The 17,220-nt window shown below is 67.0% G+C and carries 16 protein-coding genes; 9 read left to right on the forward strand and 7 right to left on the reverse strand.

From position 1 onward, the window contains the following. Nucleotides 1-46: 46 nt before the first annotated feature. A complete protein-coding gene (lepB, locus tag FPZ61_RS04940) occupies nt 47-832 on the forward strand; it encodes a signal peptidase I (RefSeq protein WP_255441376.1) in 786 nt (261 codons plus the stop codon). On the opposite strand, the gene FPZ61_RS04945 is transcribed toward lepB, so the two are convergent. Further along, on the reverse strand, nt 774-2,039 hold the full coding sequence (locus FPZ61_RS04945) for a dihydroorotase (protein WP_185465234.1): 1,266 nt from the start codon (nt 2,037-2,039) through the stop codon (nt 774-776). The genes lepB and FPZ61_RS04945 overlap by 59 nt on opposite strands. Then, on the reverse strand, nt 2,039-3,388 hold the full coding sequence (locus tag FPZ61_RS04950) for a histidine phosphatase family protein (protein WP_185465235.1): 1,350 nt from the start codon (nt 3,386-3,388) through the stop codon (nt 2,039-2,041). The genes FPZ61_RS04945 and FPZ61_RS04950 overlap by 1 nt, the downstream gene beginning before the upstream one ends. A 105-nt stretch (nt 3,389-3,493) precedes the next feature. Between FPZ61_RS04950 and FPZ61_RS04955 the strand changes: the two genes are divergently transcribed. The 5 genes from FPZ61_RS04955 to FPZ61_RS04975 all read left to right on the forward strand — a co-directional run bounded on the left by FPZ61_RS04955 (nt 3,494) and on the right by FPZ61_RS04975 (nt 8,997). Further along, the gene (locus FPZ61_RS04955; protein ID WP_370593375.1) at nt 3,494-4,915 is read left to right on the forward strand and encodes a lysostaphin resistance A-like protein; all 1,422 of its coding nucleotides are present in this window, start codon (nt 3,494-3,496) and stop codon (nt 4,913-4,915) included. 59 nt (nt 4,916-4,974) lie between these two features. Next, entirely contained in the window at nt 4,975-5,484 is a 510-nt protein-coding gene (locus FPZ61_RS04960; protein WP_185465236.1) for a hypothetical protein, read from the forward strand. 2 nt (nt 5,485-5,486) lie between these two features. Next, nucleotides 5,487-7,343: a peptidoglycan D,D-transpeptidase FtsI family protein gene (locus FPZ61_RS04965; protein ID WP_370593376.1), complete on the forward strand. Its 1,857-nt coding sequence runs from the start codon at nt 5,487-5,489 to the stop codon at nt 7,341-7,343. A 65-nt stretch (nt 7,344-7,408) separates the two neighbouring features. After that, nucleotides 7,409-8,587, forward strand: coding sequence for a transaldolase (locus FPZ61_RS04970; RefSeq protein WP_185465237.1), 1,179 nt, complete (start codon nt 7,409-7,411; stop codon nt 8,585-8,587). 35 nt (nt 8,588-8,622) lie between these two features. Then, the gene (locus tag FPZ61_RS04975) at nt 8,623-8,997 is read left to right on the forward strand and encodes a Crp/Fnr family transcriptional regulator (protein ID WP_185465238.1); all 375 of its coding nucleotides are present in this window, start codon (nt 8,623-8,625) and stop codon (nt 8,995-8,997) included. Here the strand turns inward: FPZ61_RS04975 and FPZ61_RS04980 are convergent. The 5 genes from FPZ61_RS04980 to FPZ61_RS05000 form a co-directional block, all read right to left on the reverse strand. Beyond that, on the reverse strand, nt 8,994-10,154 hold the full coding sequence (locus tag FPZ61_RS04980; RefSeq protein ID WP_185465239.1) for a geranylgeranyl reductase family protein: 1,161 nt from the start codon (nt 10,152-10,154) through the stop codon (nt 8,994-8,996). The genes FPZ61_RS04975 and FPZ61_RS04980 overlap by 4 nt on opposite strands. Further along, the gene (frr, locus tag FPZ61_RS04985; protein WP_185465240.1) at nt 10,151-10,690 is read right to left on the reverse strand and encodes a ribosome recycling factor; all 540 of its coding nucleotides are present in this window, start codon (nt 10,688-10,690) and stop codon (nt 10,151-10,153) included. The genes FPZ61_RS04980 and frr overlap by 4 nt, the downstream gene beginning before the upstream one ends. Before the next feature lie 24 nt (nt 10,691-10,714). Beyond that, entirely contained in the window at nt 10,715-11,428 is a 714-nt protein-coding gene (pyrH, locus tag FPZ61_RS04990; protein WP_185465241.1) for a UMP kinase, read from the reverse strand. A 79-nt stretch (nt 11,429-11,507) separates the two neighbouring features. After that, nucleotides 11,508-12,170, reverse strand: a complete 663-nt coding sequence (cobO, locus tag FPZ61_RS04995; RefSeq protein ID WP_185465242.1) for a cob(I)yrinic acid a,c-diamide adenosyltransferase — start codon at nt 12,168-12,170, stop codon at nt 11,508-11,510. 47 nt (nt 12,171-12,217) lie between these two features. After that, the gene (locus FPZ61_RS05000; RefSeq protein ID WP_370593389.1) at nt 12,218-13,360 is read right to left on the reverse strand and encodes a site-specific integrase; all 1,143 of its coding nucleotides are present in this window, start codon (nt 13,358-13,360) and stop codon (nt 12,218-12,220) included. A gap of 158 nt (nt 13,361-13,518) precedes the next feature. On the opposite strand from FPZ61_RS05000, the gene hemH reads away from it, so the two are divergent. From hemH to ilvB, 3 genes are all read left to right on the forward strand, one after another. Beyond that, entirely contained in the window at nt 13,519-14,694 is a 1,176-nt protein-coding gene (gene hemH / locus FPZ61_RS05005) for a ferrochelatase (protein WP_185465243.1), read from the forward strand. Continuing rightward, nucleotides 14,675-15,256, forward strand: a complete 582-nt coding sequence (locus FPZ61_RS05010; protein ID WP_185465244.1) for a M23 family metallopeptidase — start codon at nt 14,675-14,677, stop codon at nt 15,254-15,256. Before hemH ends, FPZ61_RS05010 begins: the two co-directional genes overlap by 20 nt. A 173-nt stretch (nt 15,257-15,429) precedes the next feature. Continuing rightward, complete coding sequence (gene ilvB / locus FPZ61_RS05015; RefSeq protein ID WP_370593390.1) at nt 15,430-17,202, forward strand: biosynthetic-type acetolactate synthase large subunit; 1,773 nt, start codon at nt 15,430-15,432, stop codon at nt 17,200-17,202. Nucleotides 17,203-17,220: the final 18 nt, after the last annotated feature.

A 17,220-nucleotide genomic window follows, 5' to 3' on the forward strand; every position in this document is an offset into this window, starting at 1 on the left:
AGCCGGCACACGACAGGCTGAAGACCGCTTCCCCAGCAGGAGACCATTGAGCGCCGAGGACTCCCCTTCACCCACGACACCAGCGGGGACACCTGATTCCGACCAGGGCCACGCCGGGCAGCGCACCGAAAGTTCCTGGGCGTTCTGGCGCAGCGTGCTGCTCACCCTGGCGGTGGCTCTGGGGATTCGCCAGTTTCTGTTGGAGGCCCGCTTCATCCCGTCCGGATCGATGCTGCCCGGCCTGCAGATCCAGGACCGCCTGCTGGTGGAGAAGATCAGCTTCCGCAGCCGAGCCCCCAGGCGGGGGGAAATCGTTGTCTTCCACTCCCCCTTTCACTTCGATCCCGCCCTGCAGGCGAATCAGAGCTCCGGTCCGCTGAGCTGTCTGCTGGTGAACCTTCCCCTGATCGGCTCGATCCCCGGCCTGCAGCAGCCCGCCTGCGATGCCTACATCAAGCGGGTGGTGGCGATCCCCGGCGACCGGGTGGTGGTCAACCCGCGCGGCCAGGTGAGCATCAACGGCCAGGCAGTCAGCGAGCCCTACGTGAGCAACCTCTGCCCGATCGACAGCCAGGGCATCGGTCCCTGCCGCACCCTCGACACCGTGGTGCCCCCGGGGGCCGTGCTGGTCCTCGGAGACAACCGTGCCAACAGCTGGGACGGACGGTTCTGGCCCGGTGGTGCGTTCCTGCCGCAGAAGGAGATCATCGGTCGAGCCTTCTACCGGTTCTGGCCTCTCGGACGCACGGGCCCCCTGGGGGACCCCGATCCCCTCAGCGAGGCCCCAGCCAAAGCCGGGGCAGCAACCCCGTCGCCAGCACCCGCCCCCTGAGCCGCTGGCCCCCACAGGGCTGATTGGCCCCTTTGGAGGCATAGCCATCCGCGCCGGGAGTCCACTCCTGATCGGGATCGAACAGGATCCATCGCCTGGAGCCCACATCAAGCCTGGGCGCCTCCAGGTCGAGCACCCGCGCAGGTCCCCAGCACAGGGCCCGCCAGAGCTGTGCCGGGCTCCAGCCCCGATCGCGAACCAACTGCTGCCACAGCAGCGGTAAGACGTAGCGATGGCCAGCCAGACCAGGACGACGCTGGTCCAGAGGCAGAAGCTGTTCCTCTGGATCCAGCGGTTGATGGTTCACCGCTACTGCGCTGATCACTCCATCGGAGAGGGCCGCCACCAGGGCGCGGCGATCATCCGGTGTGCCGAGGGACGGCACCAGTCGCCATCCCTCGGCCACGGGATCGAGGCTGCCGCTGTCGGTCACCAGGTGCCACCAGCAGACCGTGGCCAACGGGGCGGGATCAGCAGCCCGCAGCAGCTTCACCCCGGCGGCGGTCGAGACGTTCGCCAGTCTCAGCCGTACCTGCGGCAGGGAGGCCGCCAGCGTCAGCAGGCTCTGCAATGGAATGATTTCACTCAGCGCCGGATCAAGGGGCCAGCCGGCCCGCAGAGCCTCGACCCCCTCGCGCACGAAGCCGCCCCGATCAAGACTGGCGTCACGCGGTGCCAGCAGAACCGGGCGGTCACCGCTTTCGCCGATACTCAGCCCTCGCTCCACCAGGGCCAGGGGGGGTAGATCTCCCTCCTCCGCCAGCCCGATCGCGCCGGCCGCAAGCAGATCGGCATGGGCGGAGAGATCCACTCCTCGGCCGGAGAGGCTGAACCCCCCCCAGAGCGGCAGCTCGAAGGGGGGCGGTGCAGCCAGGCGGAGGCACTCGGGACGATCACGCCAGTTGCGGGCTCTCGGCAGCAGTGCAACCGTGCCATAGCCAGCCGCTGCGGCTGAACGGATCAGGCTCGCGAGGGTTTCGGCGCGTCCGTCTTCAGGCTCCTCCAGAACGCTGTGGGGATCCACCAAGGCAGGGGCCAGCAGACAGGAGCCGCCGGGCCGTGGCGTCAGGCCCAGCGCCCTGGCCCCCTCCAGGGCGCTGGAGCCGATCGCCGAAATCACCCCGTCCTCGAGCAGCACATCGCTGCGTTCAAGCGGTTGATCAGACCCCTGCAGCAGCTGGATGTCCTGCAGCAGGAGTGTCGTCATCAGAGAGCGCCTGCGGCGGTTCGGTCGATCACCCCCCCCAGGTGGGTGGTGAGGTTCAAGCAGGTGACCACCGGCAGCCTCCCGCTGCTGGCCTGAGGCGGCCAGTCGATCACGCTGACCCCGCCATTGCCCTGCTTGACCATCCAGATGTCGGCAGGGGAGAGGCCCAGCAGAGCGCAGAGGATCGTCTTGTTGACGGCATCGTGGGCCACCACAAGGGCGGTCTCCTCAGCCTCCAGGCCCTCGACGATGGCTCTCCAGCAGGCCAGCGCGCGATCCCAGACCTGCTGAAGGTTCTCGCCATCGGGCATCTGCACGGTGTGGGGCGCCTGCTTCCACTGCAGCAGAAGCTCCCCCCACTGCTCGGTGATCTCCTGCTCCAGGCGACCCTCCCACTGGCCGTGGCCGATCTCCACCAGGCCCTCCTGGCTGCTGAGGGGCACCTCGGGGTGGGCGGTGAGGATCGCTTCGGCGGTCTGCCGTGGTCTTGCCATCGAGCTGGTGAAGGCCCGCTGGATCGGCACGTCCCTGAGGAACTCGGCCGCTGAGCTGGCCTGGGCCTGGCCATGGGCGTTGAGGGGGATATCGATCTGCCCCTGGAAGCGGCCCTGGCGGTTCCAGTCGGTTTCGCCGTGGCGCACCAGCAGCAGGCGCGCGCCTGCTCCTTTCGGCGGCAGGCCATGACCGAGGTGCGCTGTGACATTGAGCGATTCGATCTGCACCTGAAGGCCAGCATCGGGGTGGGGCAGCAGGTTGAACACCGAGAGCGACGCGTTGTCGAGCCGGAGGCCCTGAAACCGGCTGGCGGGCAGCCCCAGCAATTGCAGCACCAGGCAGCGCAGGATGGCGCTGTGGGCCACCACCAGCACGGTGGCTGAGGTCAGCTGGTCGGAGGCCTGAAGATGCTTGCGTTCCAGGCGATCCAGCCAGCGGCGGGCCTGGTCCATCAGCTCCGGGATCGGCCTGAACCGGGTGCCGTCGGGACGCTCCAGCTCCAGGCATTCGGGAGCCTCCCTCCAGAGGCGGTAGGCGTCGGGAAAGCGCTCCTCCACCTCCACCCCCCGAAGGCCACACCAGGGGGAGAGATCCACCTCCAGCAGGTCGTCATCGAGCGTGGCGGTGAGTCCGCCCCCCTGGGCCCCCAGCAGATGGGCGGCGGTGGCGGTGGCGCGGCTGAGCGGTGAGCTGTAGGCCGCATCGATCCGGAGGTCCGCCAGTGCCGTGCCGGTGAGGCGTGCCTGTTGGGTCCCCTCCTCGGTGAGGTGGGAGAGATCGTCCCGGCCCTGGATGCGGCGTTCACTGTTGAAACTGCTGAGTCCATGACGGACGAGCAGAAGCCGAAGGGGCACGGGGTCTGGAGCCGGAAGCGCCGCCATCGTATTGGGAGGGAACCCTGGTCGTCCCATGGCGGGACTCCGGCTCGGGGGAGAATCGGGCGATCGGGAGGAGTCGGGGTGGCAGCAGCAGGGCGTGGGCGGGCTGGGTCCCTGAAGGTGGGCCTGGCGATGGTCAGCCTTGTGCTGAGCCTGCTGCTCTGGCTCAATGGGCTCCTGGAGAGTCTGGATCGTCCCTCCGTGGGCAACGACCTGACCCGGCGGCAACTGGAGCTGAGTGCATTGGCGGCCCCTGCGGTGCCTCCGTCGCTCAGGCCGATCCTGGTGGGCGAGGATCCGGAAGCTCTCCTGCTGGCCGAACTGATTCGCCAGGCCGAGAGCGGTGACGACAGCACGGCCGCGTCCGAGGCCTCCAAGGCCGCAGGGGAGCAGGAAGCCCGGCTAACCCAGTTGGAGCGAGCGCTTCTGCATCTGCGTCAGGGCCAGGTGGCGGCTGCCCGTCCACTGCTGCTGAAACTGCAACAACAGGCCCCAGCTGAGGATCAGGCCTTGATCGAGCAGCTGTTGCGGCTGCCCCAGCCCGAAGGTGCGCCCAGTGGTTCCGTGCAGTCGGTGGCTGAGGACCCTCTGCTGAGCCGGCTCGGCTGTCAGGTGCTGGGGGGCGGCAGCAACTGCTCCGAGCCGGACGCCGAGCGGCGGGCCCTTCTTCAGCTGATTGGAATCTCTCTGCTGCCCGCCCTTGCGCTGCTGGCGGGGGTGGCGCTGCTGTTGCGGGAGATCTGGTTGCGCTGGCGCGGCAAGCAGGCGCCCCTGCCCCAGTTGCTCGGTCCTGACCTGGGGGTGATCGATGTGGTGCTGCTGATCGCCGGAGGGTTCGTCCTGCTCGGGGAAGTGCTCACCCCGGTGCTGCTGGCGCCCCTTCTGGGCTCCGCCCTGACGGCCCTGGCGGTCAAACCTCCCCTGGCCGATGGAATCACGGTGCTGACGATGTACCTCGGCCTGATGACCGCACCGTTGTTGATCCTCGCTCTGCTGCTGCGGGGCCGGGGGGCGGCTCCAGCCGAGGGCTGGCTGCAGTTCCGCTGGCGGCCGGTGGCGTCGGGCCTGCGCAAAGCCTTGAAGTACCTGCTGATCGTGCTCCCCCTGGTGAGCCTGGTGGGCTGGCTGCAGCAGCTCCTGTGGAGTGATGCCGGTGGCAGCAATCCTCTGCTGGAGCTTGTGCTGCGCAGCGACAGCGGCCTCACCCTGGCCTGCTTCGGATTCACGGCGATCGTGCTGGCACCTCTGTTCGAGGAAACAATCTTCCGTGGGGTGCTGCTGCCGGTGGTGGGGCGGGAGTCGGGGCCCCTGCAGGCGGTGTTGATCAGCAGCACGGTTTTCGGCATCGCCCACCTCAGCCTCGGGGAATTCCCCGCCCTGTTCACCCTGGGGCTTGGACTGGGCTGGCTGCGCCTGAGCAGTGGTCGCCTGAGCGCGTGTGTGGGTCTGCATGCCCTCTGGAACGCACTCACCTTCACCAACCTGCTCCTGCTGGCCCGCTGATCGATGGCTTGCTGCCCCTTGCGCCCCATGGTTCACTTGCGAAGATTCGTCAGGTTCCGGTGGTCGCCGTTCCGTCGCCCCAGCCCTTCTTCAGGACCCGCCGTTCGCTCGAGCTGATCCAGGGCTCCTTCTCTGCCCGTCGCATGGTGCGTCAGGCCCCCTGGCTGGCGGGGCTGCACAGGGTTTCCGATGGTCTGCTGGTGGCGCTCGGAGTGTCGATGGTCGGGCTCACCGCGCTCACGCTTCACTGGCAGGGGCAATGGACCCGCAGCTTCGAGCTGCTGGAGTCGACCCAGGTCCTGGAGCACCGCCTCCTGGAATCCACAGCCGTGCTGGAGCAGCACCATCTGGCCATGGCCCGCCGCCCCGGCCTGCTTGTGCCCACCAGCCTTCAGCGCCTGATTCACCTGCCCTCACCCAGCGCCCGAGCCATGGGAGCCCATCCCACGGCCACCCCTGCTCGGCCGTCCGCGCCTCCCTTCAGCATTCAGTCGCTCGATCCCCGGGGAATCAGCCTTGACCTGCGCAGCGTCAGTCTCGATCCCAAGACCGTCCAGGCCGGGTATTGAGGGTGGTGCGTCGCTCCGCCAAGGCCTCCTCTCCCATCCCTCTCCATGGGGACGGACAGATCCCCTCGCAGCTGGACTCTCAGCGCTCCGGCCGTCGCAGGGTGATCCAGCTTCAGCCGGTTCCTGCTGGGCGGCTTCTCACCGTCTATCTCACCCTCTGCCTGGCCTTGGTGGGTCTGGCCGGCCGAATGGCCTGGTTGCAGGTCAAGGAAGGCGATCGCCTTCAGCAGCGCGCCAGGGCGATCCAGACCCAGAAGACCAAGCCGATCGGCAAGCGCCGCCCGATCGTCGATCGTCGCGGGCGACTGGTCGCCCTTGATGAGGAACGGTTCACCCTCTGGGCCCATCCCCGCTACTTCAATTTCCCCGGGGATGATCCAAACCTGATCCGCACCAGCTCCGAGACCGCCGAGAAGCTGGCCGAGGTGCTGCAGGTGCCTGCGCCCGATCTGATGCGAACCATCGGCGGCCGCAAATCCGGGGTGAAGCTGATCACGGATCTCGATCCAGAAACCGCCCGCCGCCTTCGGGAGCTTGGAATCAGCGGGCTCGACCTTGAGCCCTATCCCCAGCGGATCTACCCCCAGGCTCAGCTGTTCGCCAATGTGGTTGGCTTCCTCAACCTGGAGCGGGTCGCTCAGGCTGGCCTGGAGCAGAGCCGCGACAAGGACCTGCGTCGCCAGGAAAGTGTTCGTCAGATGCGCCGAGGGGCGGATGGCACGCCCCTCCCCGATGGATTGCAGGCCGGAGTTCTCTACACCGACGATCTGCGCCTGCAGCTCACCCTCGACTCCCGCCTGCAGCAGGTGGCCCAGCAGGCCTTGGCCAAACAGCTGAAGCAGTGGAAGGCCAAGCGGGGATCCGCCATGGTGATGGATGTGCGCAATGGCGAGATGCTGGCGCTCACCTCGAGCCCCAGTTACGACCCGAACAACTTCTGGAAATTCTCCCCAGGACTGTTCCGGGAATGGTCGGTGCAGGATCTCTACGAGCCTGGCTCCACCTTCAAGCCGATCAACCTGGCGATCGCCCTGCAGGAGAAGGCCATCAAGCCCAACGGCACCGTCAATGACGTGGGGCAGCTCACGATCGGCGGCTGGCCGATCTTCAACCACGATCGGCGGGCCAACGGCATCCTCGATTTCGCCACCGTCCTTCAGGTCTCGAGCAACGTGGCCATGGTGCAGGCCATGCGGCTGCTGAAGCCCTCCACCTACTGGGAGTGGATGCGCCGCATCGGCATCGACACCATCCCCGACACCGACCTGCCCGGAGCCGTGGCCGGCGAGCTCAAGACCCGTGAGCAGTTCACCACCCAGCCGATCGAGCCCGCCACTGCCGCCTTCGGCCAGGGCTTCTCTCTCACGCCCCTGAAGCTTCTGCAACTGCACGCCATGCTGGCCAACGGCGGGAAGCTGGTGAGCCCCCACATCACCCGTGGTCTGCGCTCCGGCGACAGCCTGGCCCCAGCCCCTGCCGCCCGAGGTCTGCCGTTGATGGAACCAGCCGTCACCAAGCAGGTGATGGCCTGGCTGGAAACCGTGGTGGAGAAGGGCAGCGGCAAGGGCGTTCAGGTCGACGGGTACCGCATCGGCGGCAAGACAGGCACCGCCCAGAAGGCCCGCAATGGGGTCTACATTCCGGGCGCACGAATCACCAGTTTCGTGGCCCATCTGCCGATCGACGATCCCCGCTACGTGTTGCTGGTGGTGGTGGACGAACCCCAGGGGGGCAACGCCTATGGCTCCACGGTGGCTGTTCCGGCGGCCAAGGAGATCATCGAAGCCCTGCTCGTGCTCGAGAAAGTGCCACCCAGCAGCGGCAAGCCAAAAGCTGCTGAGCCAACGGTGCGGGGTTGAGGACTCACGGGCTGGGCACGGCTGTGCCTGGCTAGCCTCCAGCCCAGATGCTGATGCATGGAGACATGCCCAACCTGCTCGATCAACTCTCGGCCATGACGGTGGTCGTCGCCGACACCGGTGAACTCGAAGCGATCAAGCAGTTCACACCCCGCGACGCCACCACCAATCCTTCCCTGATCCTGGCGGCCGCCCAGATTCCGCTGTATCAGAGGTTGATCGATGAGTCCCTCAAGGCCTCCAGGCAGGTGATCGGTGCAGCGGCACCCGCAGAGGAGGTGGTGCTTGAAGCCCTCGATGAAATCTGCGTGACCTTCGGCAAGGAGATTCTCCAGATCGTGCCTGGGCGGGTCTCCACCGAGGTGGACGCCAGGCTCAGCTTCGACACCGAGGCCACCATCGAGAAGGCCCGCAAACTCATCGGTCTCTATGAGCAGGTCGGTATCGGCAAGGAGCGCGTGCTGATCAAGATCGCTTCCACCTGGGAGGGAATCAAGGCCGCTGAAGCGCTGGAGAAAGAGGGGATCCACTGCAATCTCACCCTGCTGTTCAGCTTCACCCAGGCCGTGGCCTGCGCCGAGGCCGGTGTCACCCTGATCTCCCCATTCGTTGGTCGCATCCTTGATTGGTACAAGCATGACACCGGCCGCGAGCACTACCCAGGCCCTGAAGATCCCGGCGTGATCTCCGTCACCAAGATCTTCAACTACTACAAAACATACGGATATCGCACCGAAGTGATGGGGGCGAGCTTCCGAAACATCGAGGAGATCATCGAGCTGGCTGGTTGTGATCTGCTCACGATTTCACCCAAGCTTCTGGATCAGTTGCGCCGCACCGAAGCCCCTTTGCTGCGCAAGCTCGATCCAGGCAACCCGGCGGCCACCGAGGCGCAATTCAGCCTGGAGTTCAGCGACTTCAATGCCGCCATGGCCGCCGATCGCATGGCTACCGAAAAGCTCGATGAGGGCATCCGCGGCTTCAGCAAGGCCATCGAGACCCTCGAGGCCCAGCTGGCCCATCGGCTGGCCGAGCTGGAAGGCGAGGCCGCCTTTGCCCATGCCGCCCAGGAAATCTTCCTGCTCAACGACATGGATGGCGATGGCTGCATCACCCGCGAGGAATGGCTGGGCAGCGATGCTGTCTTCGACGCCCTCGACACCGATCACGACGGCAGGCTGGTCCCCGAAGACGTCCGCGGCGGCCTTGGTGCGCCCCTGGCCCTCTCCGCCGTCGGCGCCTGAGCTGCAGACTGGCTGCACAACCGAGGCCAGAATCCGTGAATGCCCTCGACACCCTGCGTTCCCTCGCCAGCCAGGGAGAGGTGCGCGAATATGAAGTCGGCGATCTGATCTTCAGGGCCGGCGAATCAGGCGATTGCATGTTCGGCCTGCTGCAGGGCAGCGTCCAGCTGAGCTGGAACGGTGACGCCGGCCACGAGGAGATCAGGGAGGGTGATGTCTTCGGTGCCGGTGCCCTGGTCACCCCAGACCACCGCCGTTACGGCAATGCCAGGGCCATCACACCCTGCAGGATCCTGGTGATGAACCGGGAGAAATTCCTCTTTGCCGTTCAGGAATCACCGATGTTCGCGATTGAACTGCTCAGCTCGATCGATCAACGTCTGCGGCAGCTCAAGGATTGCCTGCGTTAACCCTGACCACGGCTGAACATCAGGCGGCGGATCACCCGCTGGGCGATGTCGCCATAGCCCATTTCTCCGGAAAGGATCTGGGCGATGCGTCGGGGTGCCGTAGGGCGTTTCACCCCCAGTTGATACCCCACCCTGGGCAGCCTGTAGAACACCTGGGCAATGCGTCGGCCCCAGGCCATCGACTGCCCCCATTCCGTTCGCAGACTGTCGCTGTAGCCCGCCAAAGCCTTGGTCTCACCGCCCAGCCAGCGGTCGAGGGCCTCAGCGGCCCTGGTGCCGCTGAGCAGAGCGGGGCGCAGTCCCTCCGCCAGGAAAGGGTCCACCAGCGAGGCCGCATCCCCCACCACCACGGCCCCGGCCTCATGGTGCAGCCGGTGATGGCCATCCCAGACCCGCAAGGGGCAGACCTGTCGCTCACCACTGCCCGGAGGGAGCCCGAAACTGGGCAGCAGGCGCGCCAGCACGGCTTCGGCCTCCAGAGGCTCGCGGCCGATGAAGCTGCCCACACCGATGCTGAGCCCCCCCTTGCGGGGGAAGGCCCAGCTGAAGCCATGGCGGACCAGACCGAATTCGAAATGAGCCGTGTCGGGCTCGAGCACCTCACCCTCCACCTCCACCGACACGGCCGAGGCAAAGCGGGGCTGGGGTGATCCCAGGCCCAGGGGATGGGTGAACGCTGAGCTGGCCCCATCGGCAATCACCACGGCTCTGGCGCTGAGCTGGGAGCCCCGGACCGTGTGCACGCGCCAGTGATTGCCTTCCCGCGTGATCGCCTCCACGGCGGTGGCCTCGAGCAGATCGGCCCCGCAGGCCACAGCCTGCTCTGCCAGGAACTCATCCAGGCGTGAGCGGCGCACGATCCAGAAGGGCGCTTCCCCCGGCAGTTCCGCCATCACCGGATCCTCCAGGCACCAGGTGAAGCGCACCTTGGTGATCACCCGATCGACCGCCGGGGTGAGATCAAAGGGGAAGAGGCGCTGCACGGACGCCGCCATGCCGCCTCCACAGGGCTTGGGCCGGGGCAGGCGGCCAGCCTCCAGCAACCGAACCCTCCGGCCTCTGGCCGCCAGGTGATAGGCCGCAGCCGCCCCGGCCGCCCCGGCGCCCACCACGATCACATCGGTGTCGGTGGACGACTCCGCAGCGGCCACGCTCACACCTTGAGGATGTCGGCTTCCTTCTCCGCGAGACTCTTCTCCAGTTCGGCGACGAAGCGGTCGGTCAGTTTCTGGACCTTGTCCTGCTCGTCGCGGCTCTGATCCTCGGAGAGCTCACCCTCCTTCTCCAGCTTCTTGACCTTGTCGATCGCGTCGCGGCGGATGTTGCGCAAGCCCACTTTGCCGTCTTCGGCATAGCGGGCGGCCAGTTTGCAGAACTCCTTGCGACGGTCGGCGGTGAGCGGGGGAATGTTGATGCGGATCAGGCGTCCGTCGTTGTTGGGTGTCAGGCCGAGATCACTCATGGCGATGGCCTTCTCGATCGCCGGCATGGCGGCGGTGTCGAAGGGCTGGATCTGGATCGTCTGGGAATCGGGGGTGGAGAGGCTGGCCACCGACCGCAGCGGGGTCTCGGTGCCGTAGTACTCGATGGTGATCTTGTCGAGCAGGGAAGGGTTGGCCCGACCGGTGCGGATGGTGTTGAAGGTGCGCTGGGTGGCTTCCAGCGACTTGCGCATGCTGGCTTCGAGGTCCATGGGTGCTATCAAGAGACTCCGGCTTCAGCCGGCGGGAAGAATGCGGGTGCCGATCGGCTCGCCGTCGATGGCGCGGCCGATGTTGCCGGGCCCGAACAGGTCGAAGACCACGATCGGGATGGCGTTGTCCTTGCAGAGGGCGATGGCGGTGCTGTCCATGACGGCCAGCTCACCGCTGAGCACATCCTGGAAGGTGAGCTGGTCGTAACGAACGGCGTCGGCGTGGTGGGCCGGGTCCTTGTCGTAGACACCATCCACCTTGGTGGCCTTGAGCACCACGTCGGCGTTGATCTCGGCGGCCCGCAGGGCTGCCGTGGTGTCGGTGGTGAAAAAGGGATTGCCGCAGCCGGCCCCGAACACCACCACCCGTCCCTTCTCCAGATGGCGAATGGCGCGGCGACGGATGTAGGGCTCAGCGATTTCCTGCATGGCGATGGCGGTCTGCACGCGGGTGGGGACTCCCTCCCGCTCCAGGGCGTCCTGCAGGGTGATGGCGTTCATCACCGTGGCCAGCATGCCCACGTAGTCGGCGGTGGCACGGTCCATGCCTGCCGAGGAACCCTTCAGACCCCGGAAGATGTTGCCGCCGCCCACCACGATGGCCAGTTGCTTGCCTGCGGTGACCACTGCCGAGACATCGGCGGCGATGGCCTGGACGATGGCGGGATCGATGCCGTAGCCCTGCTCGCCCATCAGCGCTTCACCGCTGAGTTTGAGCAGAACGCGCTGGTAAGCCATCGGAATTCAGCGCACGCGGACCACAGTCGCCGGAACAGTAGCAAGCTCGGCCGCGAGCACTGAATCCCAGTTGCCAGGCTCAGAACTCGATGCCCGCCTGGGCTTTGACACCCTGCTCGCGAAAGGGATGGCGCACCAGCCGCATCTCGGTGACGAGATCGGCGCGGTCCACCAGCCCCTGGGGTGCCCCCCGGCCCGTCAGGGCCACATGGGTGAAGGGAGGGCGACGGTCGAGGCCCTCGAGCACCTGATCCAGCTCCAGGTAGCCCAGCTTCAGGGCCACATTCACCTCATCGAGCACCACCAACCTGCGCTCGGGCTCCGCGAGATACCCCATCGACCGCTGCCAGGCCTGCTGAACCAGCGCCCGATCCCGCTCCCGGTCCTGGGTCTCCCAGGTGAAGCCCTCGCCGAGGGCATGCCAGGCCAGGTCGTCGCCGAACCGCTGCAGGGCCCGGGCTTCTCCCGGCTGCCATCCGCCCTTGATGAACTGCACCACCGCCACGCTCTCGCCGTGCCCAAGCGTGCGCAGCACCAGGCCCAGGGCCGCGGTGGTCTTGCCCTTGCCGTCACCGGTGAACACCAGCACCAGGCCCTTCTCGAGGCTGCGCTCCCCCACCCGTTGCTGCTGCACCTCCCGGCGGCGCTCCATCCGTCGGCGGTAGGCCTCAGCGTCGCGCTCGGGAGCAAGGTCACCGCCGGGGCCGAGCTCCGCAGCCACCTGATCGAGTTGATCGGACATGGGCGCTGAGCTCGAGAACCGATGGTCACTCTGGCGTGCTGGCCCGCTCAGGGGGTCGGCCGAAGCCTGGCGAGGGCGGCATCCACGGCTTGCTGCTGGTCACGCCGCGTGATCCAGTGGTGGTAGGTGCGGGTGTGAATCGCCACCGAGTGGCCCATCATCCGCGCCGCCACCGTGTCGGGCAGGCCGATGTGGATCGTGCGCACGGCCCAGGCATGACGCAGGTCGTAGGGGGTGCAGGGCAGGTCGTAGCGACGGAACTGTTCCGCCACCCGTCGCCCCACCTGCTGAAGGGTGGTGCGCCTGAGATCGGTGCAGACGGCGGGAAGCAGTTCGCTGCGCTCCCCGAGCGGGGCCAGCTCGAAGCGATCCACCCACTCCGGCTGAAAGGGCCAGACCTGGTGCTCCCCCGTCTTCGTGGTGGGAAGCACCCGGATCACGCGATCCCCCCCCGGGGCCAGGGCTGATAGATCAGCGAAGAACACCTCGTGATTGCGCAGTCCGTAGGTGGCCATCAGGCCGTAAACCATGCGCCAGCGTGGGTTGGGAATGCGCTCCACCCACTCCAGCAGCTGGGCATCGCTGGGCAGGCGCCGGTACTGGGCCTGGTGCAGGCCGTAGCCGGAAGCTCGCTGGCACCAATCCTCCGGCAGGGGAAGCTCCAGCTGCCTGGCCAGGGCCGCCAGAGCGGTGCCGCACTGCTGACGGCTGCGGCTGGCGGGGGGATAGGCCTCCAGCACCTGCACCAGCAGAGCGCTGGTCAGGGGTTCCCCCTGCTCCAGCAGGACACGGAGCCTGCGCACATAGGGCTGATAGGCCGCGGTCCAGGTGGTGCGGCTGCCGGCGGGATTGCGGCGGCGGCGAGGGTCGGCGAAGAAAGCCCCTTCAAAGGCCTTGAGCCGCTCCAGCCCCGAGGTCGATGCTTGGGAGCGACCCCAGTCGCTCCAGTCAAAACGCTTTTGGCGCAGGGCCTGGCTCACCCGTTTCAACTCACGGCGGGCCTGGATAAGCCCGCTGGAGGTGGCCTCAAGGCCCAGGCTCAGGCGCTGCACCCGCTGGGGACCGCCCCGTGGGCAGGGAAGGGGTCCGCGCAGGGCCAGGCGCCCACCCCGCCGCTCCAGCCGCAGGGCGAGGCCACTGGCCGCCAGGCGGTCGTTCTCCTGGCGCAGCTCGGTGTCGATCGCGGCGATGGTGGGAGTCAGAGCGGTTCCGGACTGGGGCGGGGTGGCAACGTTGGCTTGGCCTCCGCCGCAGCGAAGAGTCGGCCGACCTTATCGATCGCCGCCTGCTGCCGCCAGGGGGCAGCAGCAGGGTTACGCTCTGAGCCAATCGGCGGAACACTTCGGGTATGGCCAGGGTCGGCGTTTTGTTGCTGAACCTCGGCGGGCCTGAGCGCATCGAAGATGTTGGGCCTTTTCTCTACAACCTGTTCGCTGATCCGGAGATCATCCGGCTGCCGACCCCGTTGCTGCAGAAGCCTCTGGCCTGGTTGATCAGCACCCTGCGCAGCAGCAAGTCCAAGGAGGCGTACCGCGCCATCGGCGGCGGCTCACCCCTGCGCCGCATCACCGAGCAGCAGGCTCGCGAGCTGCAGAGTGAACTGCGCCAGCGGGGGGTCCAGGCCACCACCTACGTGGCGATGCGCTACTGGCATCCCTTCACGGAATCAGCCGTGGGTGACATCAAGGCGGATGGCGTCGATGAGGTGGTGGTGCTGCCGCTTTATCCCCATTTCTCGATCAGCACCAGCGGTTCGAGTTTCCGGGAGCTGCAACGCCTGCGCCAGGCCGATCCTTCCTTCAGCAGGTTGCCCATCCGCTGCATCCGCAGCTGGTATGACCATCCGGGTTATGTGCTGGCCATGGCGGAGCTGATCGCCGCTGGCGTGCGCAGCTGCGAGGATCCCGGCTCCGCCCATGTCTTCTTCAGCGCCCATGGGGTGCCGAAGAGCTATGTGGAGGAAGCCGGTGATCCCTATCAGCAGGAGATCGAAGCCTGCTCCAGGCTGGTGATGGGCAAGTTGGAAGACCTGCTCGGCCATGACAACCCCTACACCCTGGCGTACCAGAGCCGGGTAGGCCCGGTGGAATGGCTCAAGCCCTACACCGACGAAGCCTTGGTGCGGCTCGGGGAGGAGGGTGTGAAGGAGTTGGTCGTGGTGCCGATCAGTTTCGTGAGTGAGCACATCGAAACCCTCGAGGAAATCGACATCGAGTACCGGGAGATCGCCACGGAAGCTGGAATCAGCAACTTCGTGCGCGTCCCCGCGCTTGACACCTACCCCACCTTCATCAAGGGACTGGCCGACCTGGTGCAGCAGGCCCAGGCCGGACCCGAGGTGAATCTCGACCAGGCCGCCGCCCTGCCCACCCAGGTCAAGCTCTATCCCCAGGACAAATGGGCCTGGGGCTGGAACAACAGTTCCGAAGTCTGGAACGGTCGGTTGGCCATGCTCGGCTTCTCGGCCTTCCTCCTGGAGCTGTTGAGTGGACGCGGACCGCTCCATGCCCTCGGCCTGCTCTAGACGATGCGGCGTCGCCGCTGGACTTCTGGGGCTGCAGCTGAGCCTGGCGCAGCTCCCTCCTGCCCGCTCGGAGCTTCGCTGGGCCCGAGGTGTGTTCCCGATCGTGCACTTTGCCGGCTTCACCAGCCATTTCGGCCGCCGCACGGGCCCGGGCGGTGGTGCGGAACTGCACTCCGGCCTCGACATCGCCGCACCCCTGGGTTCCCCGATCCGCAACTGGTGGACCGGTGTGGTGTCCGATGTCTTCCGCGACGGCGGTTGCGGGGTGGGGGTGGAGATCCGCTCAGGCCCCTATGAGCATGTGTATTGCCACCTGGCGGGAGAGGTGCGAGCTGGCGCCTACGCCAGTGGACCGGTGCTGCTGCGGCCTGGTCAGGCGGTGAGAGCAGGCCAGCTGATCGGCCACGTGGGCCTGAGCGGACGCACCACGGGCCCCCACCTTCACTGGGGGATCCGCTACCGGGGGACCTGGCTCGATCCAGGGCTGATCCTGAGGGCCATGGTGCGTGGCCGACGGCTGCAGCCACGGTCCTCGCAACAGTTCTCCCATCACCGGAAGTGAGCTCCTACGCTGACGGTCTTCCGTTGCGTGTGTTGCCCGCCACCGTGACCCCCGTGACATCCACCGCAGCCAGTCCAGCAGCCAGCCCGGCCACCGGTGCGGACAGCCCCCTGATCCAGGCCGAGGCATCAGCCCAGCAGGTTCCCGGACGTCTGTCTGGGGCCGATGCCCTGATGGACGCCCTCCATCGCCATGGGGTCACCGATGTTTTCGGTTACCCGGGGGGGGCGATCCTGCCGATCTACGACGCCCTGCACAAGGCCGAGAGCCGGGGCTGGCTGAAGCATGTGCTGGTGCGTCATGAGCAGGGTGGCAGCCACGCTGCCGACGCCTACGCCCGCGCCACCGGCCGGGTGGGGGTGTGCTTCGGCACCTCCGGTCCCGGCGCCACGAATCTGGTCACCGGCATCGCCACGGCCCAGATGGATTCGGTGCCGATGGTTGTGATCACTGGGCAGGTGCCCCGGGCCGCCATCGGCACCGACGCCTTCCAGGAAACCGACATCTTCGGCATCACCCTGCCGATCGTGAAGCATTCCTGGGTGGTGCGCGACCCCGCCGACATCGGCCGGATCGTGGCCGAGGCCTTTCTGATCGCCTCCACGGGGCGTCCCGGTCCGGTGCTGATCGATGTGCCCAAAGACGTGGGGCTCGAAGAATTCGACTACACCCCCGTGGAGCCGGGCACGGCCATCCCTGCCGGATATCGGCTGCCGGAGGGTCCCGCCCCTGAATCGATCGCCCGGGCGATCGAACTGATCCGTCAGTCACGACGTCCGCTTCTCTATGTGGGTGGAGGCGCCATCAGTTCCGGAGCCCACGCCTCCCTGATCGCCCTGGCCGAGCGCTTCCAGCTGCCGGTCACCACCACCTTGATGGGCAAGGGGGCCTTCGATGAACGCCATCCCCTGGCGGTGGGAATGCTGGGGATGCATGGCACGGCCTACGCCAACTTCGCCGTCACCGAGTGTGATCTGCTGATCGCGGCCGGAGCCCGCTTCGACGATCGGGTCACCGGACGCCTCGACAGCTTCGCCCCCCGCGCCCAGGTGATCCACATCGATATCGATGCGGCTGAGGTGGGCAAGAACCGCTTGCCGGAGGTGCCGATCGTCTCGGATGTCCGCCTGGCCCTCGAGGCCCTGCTGAGCGCCTCAGAGGGCGAGAGCGGCAATGGACGCACCGGTCCCTGGCTGGAGCGCATCGCCCGCTGGAAGCGCCACTACCCCTTGGTGATTCCCTCCCCGGAGGGCGCCATCGCCCCCCAGGAGGTGGTGCTCGCCCTCCGGGATCTGGCTCCCGATGCCTTCATCACCACTGACGTGGGTCAGCATCAGATGTGGGCCGCCCAGTATCTGAACAACCCACCGCGGCACTGGATCAGCAGCAGCGGCCTCGGCACCATGGGTTTCGGCATGCCGGCGGCCATGGGTGTGCAGGTGGCCTTCCCCGACGACCAGGTGATCTGCGTGGCCGGCGATGCCAGCATCCTGATGAACATTCAGGAACTGGGCACCCTCTCCCAGTACGACCTGCCCGTGAAGGTGGTGATCCTCAACAACGGTTGGCAGGGGATGGTGAGGCAGTGGCAGGAGAGTTTCTACGGCGAGCGCTATTCCGCCTCGGAGATGACCCGCGGCATGCCCGATTTCCCGCGGCTGGCCGAAGCCTTCGGCGTCAGGGGGGTGGGGATCAGCGAGCGTGCCGGTTTCCGCGATCAGCTGAATGAGGCCCTGGCCCATCCGGGCCCCGTCCTGATCGATGTGCGGGTGCGCCGCGATGAGAACTGTTATCCGATGGTGCCCCCCGGAGCCAGTAACGCCCAGATGGTGGGTCTTCCCACCCATCCGGAGCTGGCGATCGACACCACCCGTCAGTGCGGCTCCTGCGGCTTCAGTACCGAAAGCGCCCATCTGTTCTGTCCCAGCTGCGGCGCGAAGCTCTGAGCCCTCTCTCCCTCCTGC

It is taken from the genome of Synechococcus sp. BSA11S (assembly GCF_014224355.1).
GTDB lineage: Bacteria > Cyanobacteriota > Cyanobacteriia > PCC-6307 > Cyanobiaceae > Regnicoccus_A.

Coding starts and splice junctions, on each gene's coding strand:
- FPZ61_RS04945 (WP_185465234.1), bottom strand. CDS start 2,039: ATGACGACACTCCTGCTGCAGGACATCCAGCTGCTGCAGGGGTCTGAT.
- FPZ61_RS04970 (WP_185465237.1), top strand. CDS start 7,409: ATGCCCAACCTGCTCGATCAACTCTCGGCCATGACGGTGGTCGTCGCC.
- frr (WP_185465240.1), bottom strand. CDS start 10,690: ATGGACCTCGAAGCCAGCATGCGCAAGTCGCTGGAAGCCACCCAGCGC.
- pyrH (WP_185465241.1), bottom strand. CDS start 11,428: ATGGCTTACCAGCGCGTTCTGCTCAAACTCAGCGGTGAAGCGCTGATG.
- cobO (WP_185465242.1), bottom strand. CDS start 12,170: ATGTCCGATCAACTCGATCAGGTGGCTGCGGAGCTCGGCCCCGGCGGT.
- hemH (WP_185465243.1), top strand. CDS start 13,519: ATGGCCAGGGTCGGCGTTTTGTTGCTGAACCTCGGCGGGCCTGAGCGC.
- FPZ61_RS05010 (WP_185465244.1), top strand. CDS start 14,675: ATGCCCTCGGCCTGCTCTAGACGATGCGGCGTCGCCGCTGGACTTCTG.
- ilvB (WP_370593390.1), top strand. CDS start 15,430: ATGGACGCCCTCCATCGCCATGGGGTCACCGATGTTTTCGGTTACCCG.